Genomic DNA, 10,977 nt, shown 5'->3' on the forward strand with positions numbered 1-10,977 from the left:
AACCGATGAACCAGCAAGCCCATGTTCATGGCCCCGATTGCAACCACGACCATGATCACGATCATCACGACCACCAGCATGGCCATGTGCACGGTCCGAACTGCGGGCACGCCCACCAGGAACCGGTGCGCAACACCCTGAAAGATGTGGGTCGCAACGATCCTTGCCCGTGCGGCAGCGACAAGAAATTCAAGAAGTGCCACGGCGCGTAAAGCGTTGAGCGTTCTTCTGACGGCCTGCATAAGCAGGCCGTTTTCATTTGCGCGCATCTTCAAACGCGGCGGAACAAGAGGCGTGTGGCCAGCTTCTGCAAAATCCTGAAATAAACTCGCCCTCCCCGCTTGCGCGCTGACGGCCTGCTCTCTAACGTAGCGACTTTTGTACGTTACCCCTCCAGGAGCTTGCCCATGGCCTCGCCAGCCCTTCGTCATTTTCTACCCCGATTCGGCGCTGCCGCCGCTGCGGCGAGTTTCCTGAGCCTTGCCGGCTGCCAGTTGGGCGGCGGTGATCCCGAGACCGTACTGCCTGCTTCCGGGACGTTCCCGCTCAAAGGGCTGGCGCAAAACGTTTCCGTGCGCCGCAACAACATGGGCATGCCGCTGATAGAAAGCAGTACGTACCACGATGCGCTGTTCACCCTCGGATACATCCATGCCGGTGATCGCATCGGTCAGATGCTCGGAATGCGCCTGCTTGCGCAGGGCCGTTTGTCGGAAATGGCCGGGGTGGACGCGCTGGAAGTCGACCGTTTGATGCGCTCGGTCAACCTCAAGCAAAACGCCAGCGACCTGTATAACGCCGCCTCGCCTCGCTTGAAGCGCTTCTTCGACGTTTATGCGCGCGGCGTTAACGCTTACCTGTTCCGCTACCGCGACAAGCTGCCGGCCGATGTCGCCAGTTCGGGCTACAAGCCGGAATACTGGAAACCGGAAGACTCGGCACTGATCTTCAGCCTGCTCAATTTCAGCCTGTCGGTGAACCTGCAGGAAGAGCTTTCGGCACTGGTGCTGGCGCAGAAAGTCGGGGCAGACAAACTTGCCTGGCTGCTGCCGACCTACCCTGACGAAGAACTGCCATTTGCCGAAGCCGACAAGCTCAAGGGCCTGAACCTGAATAATCAGGTCAACGGCCTGAGCGACCTGAACAAGATCGCCTTGCAGCTCTCGGACCTGAACATGCTTGGTGTTGCAGCCTCCAGCAACTGGGCCATCGCGCCGCAACGCAGCCGAAGCGGCAAGAGCCTGCTGGCCAGCGACATGCAACTGCCTGCCGGGCTCAACTCCGCCTGGAGCTTCGTGCAGATCCGGGCACCGAAATATCAGGTGTCCGGTGTTTCCATCGCAGGCTTGCCGCTGGTCCTGAGCGGTTTCAACGGCAAGCTGGCGTGGAGCATGAGCAACGTCAAGGGCGACAACCAGGACCTGTTTCTGGAGAAGATCAAGCGCGAAGGCAACCGCGTCTCTTATATGGCTGACGGCAAATGGCTGCCTGCCACTGCCCATCAGGAGACCTTTCTCGTCAAAGGCGGTAGCCCGCTTCGCGAAACCGTATACGAAACCCGCCACGGCGCGCTGCTCAACGCATCCGCAACGCCACCGGGCAATGGCTTGAGCCTGGCGCTGCAAGTGCCGAACTTCAAGGACGACAAGAGCCTGGACGCATTCTTTGATCTGTCCCGTGCACCCAACGTCGAGAAGGCGTTCGATACCAGCCGCGAGATTCGTGCGATTACCCTGAACATGATCTTCGCCGATGCCTCGAATATTGGCTGGCAGGTCACCGGCCGCTTCCCGAACCGCCGTGAAGGCCAGGGCCTGCTGCCTTCGCCGGGCTGGGATGGCAAATATGACTGGGACGGTTTCGCCGACTCAATGCTCCATCCTTACGACCAGGACCCGCGTCAGGGCTGGCTCGCGGCGGCCAACCAGCGCACCATTCCGAAAGGCTACGGCATGCAGCTCTCCAACTCGTGGGGCTACCCGGAGCGCGCCGAGCGCATTGCCGAACTGGCCAACAGCGGCAAGCAGGACCTGCGCAGCACCGTCGCCATGCAGTACGACCAGACCACGACATTCGCGGCCAAACTCAAGACCATGTTCCAGGCACCGGGCATGAGCAAGCCGCTCAAGCAGGCTATCGACGCCCTGCCGGAAGCGGATCGCAACAAGGCCCGCGAAGCGTTCACGCGCCTGATGGCATTCGATGGCAAGCTCAGCGCAACGTCGGCTGACGCTGCGCTGTACGAGCTGTTTCTGCAGGAAAGCGCCAAACAGATTTTCCTTGATGAGCTAGGCCCGGAAACCAGTCCTGCCTGGCAGGCGCTGGTGGCCAACGCCAGCTCGTCGTATTCGCCGCAAGCCGACCATTTGCTGGGCCGTGATGACAGCCCTTACTGGGATGACGTCAAAACTCCGCAGAAAGAAGACAAGCCAGCCATCCTGGCGCGCAGTCTGGCGGCTGCTGTCACCAGTGGCGACAGCCTGTTGGGCAGCGATCACAAGGCCTGGCAATGGGGCAAACTGCACCGCGACAACTGGACCTCGACCAGCCCGCTCGCCAAACAGTTGGGTGGCGGCGAGTTCAATCGCGGTGCCTCACCGGCAGGTGGTGACCACAGCACGCTGAACGTGTCCGGTTTCGAGTGGGGTAAAGGTTTCGATACACACGTGGCCCCCGGCCTGCGCATGATCGTCGACTTCAGCCTTGTCGAGCCTATGACCGGCCTGATCAGCACCGGCCAGTCCGGCAACCCGGCCAGCCCGTATTACGCCAACAGCATCGAGCCGTGGCAGAAGGGGCAATACATGTCGATACCGCTGCAACAGCAGAACTATGAGAAGGGCTACGGCAAGCAACGCCTGACACTGACGCCGGGCAAGTAGGCGCCGAAAACCGGACGCGGAGCGTCCAGAACGGCGTACCCACGCGGAGCAGGCTCCCGAACGCCTATCGTTCCCACGCTCCGCGTGGTAATGCATTTCGTGACGCTCCGCGTCACACAGTTCTGCGATTCAGTGAGACTCAGGCTCGACTTGAGTCACCTTTTCGCCCCTCGGCGACCTACTTTGATGGGGCCAAAGTAGGCAAATCCCCTCGCTCCTGTTTCCGGCCCGACTTCGTCGGGTTCCTTCGCCCTGTCACTGATCCGGGGGTCGCCGCAACGGGCCATCCATGGCCCGGTGCGGCTAGCCTGGCGTCCTGCCAGGCTACCCCCGGATCAGCGCCAGGACTCAGCCGTCACTTACGTCGCACTCTGCGTCGTCAGTGCCATCGTGATAAAAAAGCGCTTTTATGCACAACAGTGCTCTCCAGAACATCATCTCCATACCAGAGCATGGTGACGGTAGCGACCTGTTTTCTCGTACACATGTCGCGACTCACGCTCCGTAGCGCACGCAAACTCCCCGAACTTCCCGCCCTGCCCCTGCTCATAGCTAACAAGCCCATCCATACGGTTGCCTCATGGATCTTGTCGTTGCTCGTCCCGAAGGTTTGTACTGCCCACCCGGTGATTTCTATATCGACCCGTGGCGCCCGGTCGAACGGGCCGTCATTACCCATGCGCATGGCGACCACGCCCGTACCGGCAATCAGCATTACCTGTCGGCGGCCAGTGGCGAGGGCATTCTGCGTTCGCGCCTTGGCCAGGACATCAACCTGCAGACCCTGGAATACGGCGAAACCATCACCCATCACGGGGTAAAACTCAGCCTGCACCCGGCCGGGCATGTGCTGGGGTCGGCGCAGGTGCGGCTGGAGTACCAAGGCGAAGTCTGGGTGGCTTCCGGGGATTACAAAGTCGAACCCGACGGCACGTGTGCGGCGTTCGAACCGGTGCGCTGTCACACCTTTATTACCGAATCGACCTTCGGCCTGCCGATCTATCGCTGGGCACCGCAGTCGCAGATTTTCGAAGGCATCAACCAGTGGTGGCGTGGCAATGCGGCCCAAGGCAAGGCCAGCGTGCTGTTCGCCTACTCGTTCGGCAAGGCGCAACGCATTCTGCATGGCATTGATTCGCAGATCGGGCCGATTCTGGTGCATGGCGCTGTCGAGCCGTTGAACCGGGTCTATCGCGAAGGTGGCATTCGTATTCCGGAAACCCAATACGCTGGCGATTTCAAAAAGACTGATCCGGCCCTGCGTCAGGCGTTGATTCTCGCCCCGCCCTCGGCCGGTGGCAGCAGTTGGATGAAGCGCTTCGGCGAATACAGCGATGCGTTTGCCAGCGGCTGGATGATGCTGCGCGGCACGCGACGTCGGCGTGGCGTGGATCGCGGCTTTGTGCTATCCGATCACGCTGACTGGCCGGGCTTGCTGTGGGCCATCGAACAGACTGGTGCCGAGCGGGTCATGGTCACCCACGGTTCGGTCGGCATATTAGTGCGCTATCTGCGCGAACTGGGGCTGGATGCGCAAGGCTTCAGCACCGAATACGGCGATGAAGAAGACAGCAATCCGGCGACGGCAGAGCCTGAGGCGGTAACTGCGGGGGAGGCTCAGTCATGAAAGCCTTCGCGGAACTCTACGCACAACTGGACGCAACCACATCGAGCAACGCCAAACTCGCCGCGATGCGTGATTATTTCGAGAAAGCGGCTGCAGAAGATGCTGCCTGGGCCGTCTACTTTCTGTCCGGTGGACGCCCCAGGCAATTGGTGCCGACCCGCGTGTTGCGCGAGCAGGCAATGACTCTGGCGAATCTGCCAGAGTGGCTGTTCGAAGAAAGCTATCAGGCGGTCGGCGATCTGGCGGAGACCTTGTCGCTGTTGCTGCCCCAGGCCGATCACAGCAATGACGAGGGCCTGGCCACCTGGATGGAAGACAAGCTGCTGCCGTTGCGCGGCCTGCCGCCCGAAGAACTCGCCGAGCGGTTGCCGCTGTTCTGGTCGCAACTGGACCGCAGCAGCCTGATGGTCTGTATAAAACTGATTACCGGCAGTTTCCGGGTTGGCGTGTCGAAACTGCTGGTGACGCGCGCACTGGCTGCGCTGGCGGACATTGACAGCAAGCGCGTCGCCCAACGACTGGTGGGCTATACCGACCTGTCGCATCGGCCCAGCGCCGATCGTTACCTGAAACTGATCGCGCCTGAATCCGAAGATGAGCACGCACAACGTGGCGGTCAGCCTTATCCGTTTTTTCTTGCCCATTCCCTGCAACAGCCCGCAGATCAGTTCGAGGAGTTGCTCGGGGCGGCCGAGAACTGGCAGGTGGAATGGAAGTGGGACGGTATTCGCGCACAACTGGTCAAACGTGACGGACGCTTGTGGATTTGGTCGCGTGGCGAAGAGCTGGTCACCGACCGGTTTCCGGAGCTGCACAGCCTGACGCAGTGCCTGCCTGACGGCACGGTGATAGACGGCGAAATCGTCGTCTGGAAAGCTCCCGAGCCGAGCCCCGATGGCAGCGCTGAATTTGCGTTGAACGGTGATGCCACCACAGCGTCACCTTCGGTTCAGCCCTTCGCCCTGTTGCAACAGAGGATTGGCCGCAAGACACTCGGCAAGAAGATCCTCGCCGACGTTCCCGTGGTAGTGCTGGCCTATGACCTGCTTGAATGGCAAGGCGATGACTGGCGCAGCCGGCCGCAACATGAACGTCGCACGCAACTGGAAACCTTGATCGAAAGCGTCCAGAGCGAGGTGCTGATGCCCTCCCCGGTACTCACTGGCAAGGATTGGCTTGATCTGGCGACGCAACGTGAAGCCTCTCGCAGTCTGGGCGTCGAGGGCATGATGCTCAAGGCCCGCGACTCGCTGTACGGCGTCGGTCGCACCAAGGACATGGGCGTGTGGTGGAAATGGAAAATCGACCCGTTCAGTGTCGATGCCGTGCTGATCTACGCGCAACGTGGCCACGGCCGACGCGCCAGTCTGTACAGCGACTACACCTTTGCGGTGTGGGACGGCCCGCCCGACGCCAGTGAGCGCACGCTGGTGCCATTCGCCAAAGCCTACTCAGGGCTGACCGACGAGGAAATGCGCAAGGTCGACGCCATCGTTCGTAAAACCACCGTGGAAAAATTTGGCCCGGTGAGCAGCGTCACGCCGACGCTGGTATTCGAACTGGGCTTTGAAGGCATTGCCTTGTCAAAGCGCCACAAGAGCGGCATTGCGGTGCGCTTCCCGCGCATGTTGCGCTGGCGGCAGGACAAGCCGGTGGCCGAAGCCGACAGCCTGGCGTCATTACAGGACCTGCTGAACTGACGCACCGAAAAAGTGCACGTAAATTGACGTGCACCTTTTTGAAACACGGCCTGCCACCAGGGTTTGCCTGCCCGCAACAACCGTTCTCTTTCGTTACCATTCTGCCGCTCGCCGCGAGCCTGATGGGGGTGTGGTTTAAGTCACAGAGAACAACATCCCGCCCATAAACATGCCAAGGCGGCAGATTGCCAGCCATTTATACGAAATAGCGACAACGCCTTACATTTCAAACGCACGTTCATCGCTCTGGTTCGGAAATTGCTACCTTCTGCCAGTCTGGCACTTGCCGGTAGCAAGCTTCGCGTGTTCCCAACGCCCCATTTAAGGTTTTAAGGACTGAACAATGAAAAAAGCATGGCTGACTCTTTCTGCACTGGCTCTGTGCCTCGCCGCCGGTAATACGATGGCCAAGGAATACAAGGAACTGCGCTTCGGCGTTGATCCGTCCTATGCGCCGTTTGAATCCAAAGCCGCCGACGGCAGCCTGGTCGGCTTCGATATCGATCTGGGCAACGCGATCTGCAAAGAGCTGAAGGTCACCTGCAAATGGGTTGAAAGCGATTTCGACGGCATGATTCCCGGCCTCAAGGCACGCAAGTTCGACGGCGTTATTTCCTCGATGACCGTGACCCCTGCTCGCGAAAAAGTCATCGACTTCTCCAACGAACTGTTCTCCGGCCCTACTTCGCTGGTGTTCAAGAAAGGTGCAGGCTTTACCGCCGACCCGGCCAGCCTGAAAGGCAAAACCGTTGGCTATGAGCAAGGCACTATCCAGGAAGCCTACGCCAAGGCCGTACTGGACAAGGCCGGTGTATCCACCAAGGCCTACGCCAACCAGGATCAGGTTTACGCCGACCTGACTTCCGGTCGTCTGGACGCTTCGATCCAGGACATGCTGCAAGCCGAACTGGGTTTCCTGAAATCGCCAGCCGGTGCTGATTACGAAGTCAGCAAGCCTATCGACAGCGAATTGCTGCCAGCCAAAACCGCCATCGGCATCGCCAAGGGCAACAAAGAGCTGAAAGCGCTGCTGGATAAAGGCATCAAAGCGATGCACGACGACGGCACCTACGCCGAAATCCAGAAAAAGCATTTTGGCGACCTGAACCTGTACAGCGGCAAATAACACCCCGACGCCCATCGATTTCGGCGATGATTCGCCGCCCAATCGATGGGCGTCTCTGTTTTTGAAAGCAAGGCCTATCCATGCTCGATGCACTCATGCAAAACCTGGGACTCTCGGCATTCAGCCTGAAGGGCTTTGGCCCGCTGTTGCTGGAAGGCACCTGGATGACCATCAAACTGGCTGTGCTGTCCCTCGCGCTGAGCATCCTGCTCGGGCTGATCGGGGCAAGTGCCAAACTGTCGAGCTCGGCGCTGCTGCGCGTGCCGGCACAAATTTATACAACACTGATCCGCGGTATCCCGGACCTGGTGTTGATGCTGTTGATTTTCTACAGCCTGCAAACATGGCTGACCATGCTCACCGACGCGATGGAATGGGAATACATCGAGATCAACCCGTTTGGCGCGGGTGTCATCACTTTGGGCTTCATTTATGGGGCATATTTCACCGAGACGTTTCGCGGCGCGATTCTGTCCGTGCCTCGCGGTCAGGTGGAAGCAGCGACGGCCTATGGACTGAAACGCGGCCAGCGCTTTCGCTACGTTGTGTTCCCGCAAATGATGCGTTACGCACTGCCGGGGATCGGCAATAACTGGCAGGTACTGCTCAAGGCTACGGCGCTGGTATCGATCATCGGCCTGGCTGATCTGGTCAAGGCCTCGCAGGACGCCGGCAAAAGCACCTACCAGTTGTTCTACTTTCTGGTGTTGGCGGCATTGATCTACCTGCTGATCACCAGCGCCTCGAACTTCGCCCTGCGTTGGGCTGAACGGCACTATGCCGCAGGCAGCCGGGAGGCACAGCGATGATCGAATTGTTACAGGAATACTGGAAACCCTTCCTTTATACAGACGGCGTAAATATCACTGGGCTGGCCATGACCATGTGGCTGCTCAGCGCCTCTATCGCCATCGGCTTCTGCGTGTCGATCCCGCTGTCGATTGCACGGGTGTCGAAAAACCGCTGGGTACGCTGGCCAGTGCAGTTCTACACCTACCTGTTTCGCGGCACGCCCCTCTATATACAGTTGCTGATTTGCTACACCGGCATTTACAGCATTGCTGCGGTGCGTGAACAGCCGATGCTGGATGCGTTTTTTCGCGATGCGATGAACTGCACAATCCTGGCCTTCACCCTGAACACCTGTGCGTACACCACAGAGATCTTTGCCGGTGCGATCCGCAGCATGGCCCACGGCGAAGTCGAAGCGGCCAAAGCCTACGGCCTGACCGGCTGGAAGCTTTACGCCTACGTGATCATGCCGTCGGTGCTGCGCCGGTCGCTGCCGTACTACAGCAATGAAGTGATCCTGATGCTGCACTCGACCACGGTGGCCTTTACCGCCACGGTGCCGGACATATTGAAAGTGGCGCGGGATGCCAACTCTGCGACCTTCATGACCTTCCAGTCCTTCGGTATCGCCGCCGTCATGTACCTGACCGTGACGTTCATTCTGGTCGGGCTGTTCCGCCTTGCCGAACGCCGCTGGCTGGCCTTTCTCGGCCCGGCCCATTAATCAGGACTGAACATGCACCATCACACCCATGACTTGCTGTCGCCAGTGCCAGGCACTGCCCGGCAGGTCCACAGCTTTCACTACGGCCCGCAAAACGCTTCCGGCAAGGTTTATATCCAGGCTTCGCTGCATGCGGACGAACTGCCGGGCATGCTGGTTGCCTGGTACCTGAAGCAACGTCTGGCAGAACTGGAAAGTGCCGGGCGCCTGCTGGGTGAAGTCGTCGTGGTGCCGGTCGCCAACCCGATTGGTCTGGAACAGGTCCTGATGGACACACCTTTGGGCCGCTACGAGCTGGAAAGCGGCCAGAACTTCAATCGCTGGTTCAGCGACCTTGGCGCGCAGGTCGGCGATGATATCGAAGCCCGGCTGACTGCTGATGCAGAGCACAACGTCGCACTGGTGCGGGACAGCCTGAGAGCGGCGCTGGATGCCGTACCCGCAAACACCCAATTGCAATCGCTGCGCCTGACCCTGCAGCGCCTGGCTTGCGATGCCGACATGGTGCTGGACCTGCACTGTGATTTCGAATCGGTCGAGCATCTGTACACCACGCCCGAAGCCTGGCCGAAAGTCGAGCCGCTGTCGCGCTACCTGGGCGCGCAAGCCAGCCTGCTGGCGACCGACTCGGGTGGCCAGTCGTTCGACGAATGCTTCACGCTGGTCTGGTGGCAATTGCAGCAACGCTTCGGTGAGCGCTTTCCGATTCCCATGGGCAGCTTCTCGGTGACACTGGAGTTGCGCGGGCAAGGCGATGTAAACCATGCCCTCGCCAGCCGTGACTGTCAGGCCATCATTCATTACCTGATCGACGCAGGCATCATCGACGGCGAACGCCAGCCGCTGCCCGAACTGCTCTATCCCGCGACGCCATTGGCAGCGGTCGAACCGGTGACCACGCCGGTCGGCGGCCTGCTGGTGTTCTGCGCGATGCCCGGCGAACACGTCGAGGCTGGCCAACTGATTGCCGAGGTCATCGACCCGATCAGCGACACCGTGGCCTGCATCCATGCCTTGAACGCGGGCCTGCTGTACGCCCGCTCACTGCGCCGCATGGCGACTGCCGGCATGGTCATTGCGCACATCGCTGGCACCCAGGCCTATCGCAGCGGCTATCTACTTTCTCCTTGAGGACCTGTCATGTACAAACTGACCATCGATGGCCTGCACAAAAGCTATGGCGACAACAAAGTGCTCAAAGGCGTATCGCTCAAGGCCAGCAGCGGTGACGTGATCTGCCTGATCGGCGCCAGTGGCTCCGGCAAGAGTACCTTTCTGCGCTGCATCAACTTTCTTGAACAGCCCAATGACGGGGCGATGAGCCTGGATGGCAAGCAAGTACGCATGGTCAGCGACAAGGACGGCATGCGCGTTGCCGACGCGGACGAACTGCAGCGCATCCGCACGCGGCTGGCTATGGTGTTTCAGCACTTCAACCTGTGGGCGCACATGACCGTGCTGGAAAACATCACCATGGCTCCACGCCGCGTACTGGGCGTGCCAAAGGCCGAAGCCGAGGCCCGCGCGCGCAAGTACCTGGAAAAGGTCGGGCTGCCGGAGCGTGTTGCCGATCAGTACCCGGCGTTCCTGTCGGGCGGCCAGCAACAGCGCGTGGCCATTGCCCGTGCGCTGGCAATGGAGCCGGAAATCATGCTGTTCGACGAACCTACCTCGGCACTGGACCCGGAACTGGTCGGTGAAGTGCTGAAGGTCATTCAGGGCTTGGCCGAGGAAGGCCGGACCATGATTCTGGTGACACACGAGATGGGCTTTGCGCGCAAGGTTGCGAGCCAGGTGGTGTTCCTGCACCAAGGCCAGATCGAAGAATCCGGCCACCCGGACGAGGTGCTTAACAATCCGAAAAGCGAGCGCTTGCAGCAGTTTTTGAGTGGAAATCTGAAGTAGCGCTTTTTGTGTATGAAGCCGGAAACGCCTGGTAACCGGAACTGAAATATCCACGACTATAGTCCCCACTCCAGCGTGGGGATGCAGTGCTAGAGGCTCTGCGTCGCCAGGAGGACGCGGAGCGTCCGGAAAGGCATGCGACGCGGAGCGACGCACGATATTGAGATCATCGTTCCTACGCTCCAGCGTGGGGATGCAGTGCTCGACGCTCTGCGTCGCCA

9 protein-coding genes are annotated in these 10,977 nt (G+C 60.0%); all 9 read left to right on the plus strand.

Annotated elements, in window-relative coordinates; genetic code table 11:
- Window positions 1–5 precede the first annotated feature (5 nt).
- The 9 genes from RYA97_RS11120 to RYA97_RS11160 all read left to right on the plus strand — a co-directional run bounded on the left by RYA97_RS11120 (window position 6) and on the right by RYA97_RS11160 (window position 10,756).
- Window positions 6–212 carry an SEC-C metal-binding domain-containing protein gene (locus RYA97_RS11120; RefSeq protein WP_002554826.1) on the plus strand — a complete coding sequence of 69 codons (207 nt, stop codon included), beginning with the start codon at window positions 6–8 and terminating at the stop codon, window positions 210–212.
- Between the two features lie 195 nt (window positions 213–407).
- Window positions 408–2,882 (plus strand): penicillin acylase family protein, encoded by a 2,475-nt coding sequence (locus RYA97_RS11125; RefSeq protein ID WP_117140182.1) that lies wholly within the window; start codon window positions 408–410, stop codon window positions 2,880–2,882.
- A gap of 580 nt (window positions 2,883–3,462) precedes the next feature.
- The gene (locus tag RYA97_RS11130; RefSeq protein ID WP_005732249.1) at window positions 3,463–4,509 is read left to right on the plus strand and encodes a ligase-associated DNA damage response exonuclease; all 1,047 of its coding nucleotides are present in this window, start codon (window positions 3,463–3,465) and stop codon (window positions 4,507–4,509) included.
- Window positions 4,506–6,209: an ATP-dependent DNA ligase gene (locus RYA97_RS11135; protein WP_057405485.1), complete on the plus strand. Its 1,704-nt coding sequence runs from the start codon at window positions 4,506–4,508 to the stop codon at window positions 6,207–6,209. Before RYA97_RS11130 ends, RYA97_RS11135 begins: the two co-directional genes overlap by 4 nt.
- Window positions 6,210–6,552: 343 nt before the next feature.
- Window positions 6,553–7,335 carry a transporter substrate-binding domain-containing protein gene (locus tag RYA97_RS11140; protein ID WP_002554829.1) on the plus strand — a complete coding sequence of 261 codons (783 nt, stop codon included), beginning with the start codon at window positions 6,553–6,555 and terminating at the stop codon, window positions 7,333–7,335.
- A gap of 80 nt (window positions 7,336–7,415) precedes the next feature.
- Window positions 7,416–8,144, plus strand: coding sequence for an ABC transporter permease (locus RYA97_RS11145; RefSeq protein ID WP_002554830.1), 729 nt, complete (start codon window positions 7,416–7,418; stop codon window positions 8,142–8,144).
- Complete coding sequence (locus RYA97_RS11150) at window positions 8,141–8,851, plus strand: ABC transporter permease (protein WP_002554831.1); 711 nt, start codon at window positions 8,141–8,143, stop codon at window positions 8,849–8,851. The genes RYA97_RS11145 and RYA97_RS11150 overlap by 4 nt, the downstream gene beginning before the upstream one ends.
- Window positions 8,852–8,863: 12 nt before the next feature.
- Window positions 8,864–9,982 (plus strand): succinylglutamate desuccinylase/aspartoacylase family protein, encoded by a 1,119-nt coding sequence (locus tag RYA97_RS11155; RefSeq protein WP_117140181.1) that lies wholly within the window; start codon window positions 8,864–8,866, stop codon window positions 9,980–9,982.
- A gap of 9 nt (window positions 9,983–9,991) precedes the next feature.
- Window positions 9,992–10,756: an ABC transporter ATP-binding protein gene (locus RYA97_RS11160; RefSeq protein ID WP_002554833.1), complete on the plus strand. Its 765-nt coding sequence runs from the start codon at window positions 9,992–9,994 to the stop codon at window positions 10,754–10,756.
- The last annotated feature ends 221 nt before the right edge of the window (window positions 10,757–10,977 follow it).

This window comes from Pseudomonas syringae group sp. 26L6, from assembly GCF_032587815.1.
Classification (GTDB): Bacteria; Pseudomonadota; Gammaproteobacteria; order Pseudomonadales; family Pseudomonadaceae; genus Aquipseudomonas; species Aquipseudomonas amygdali.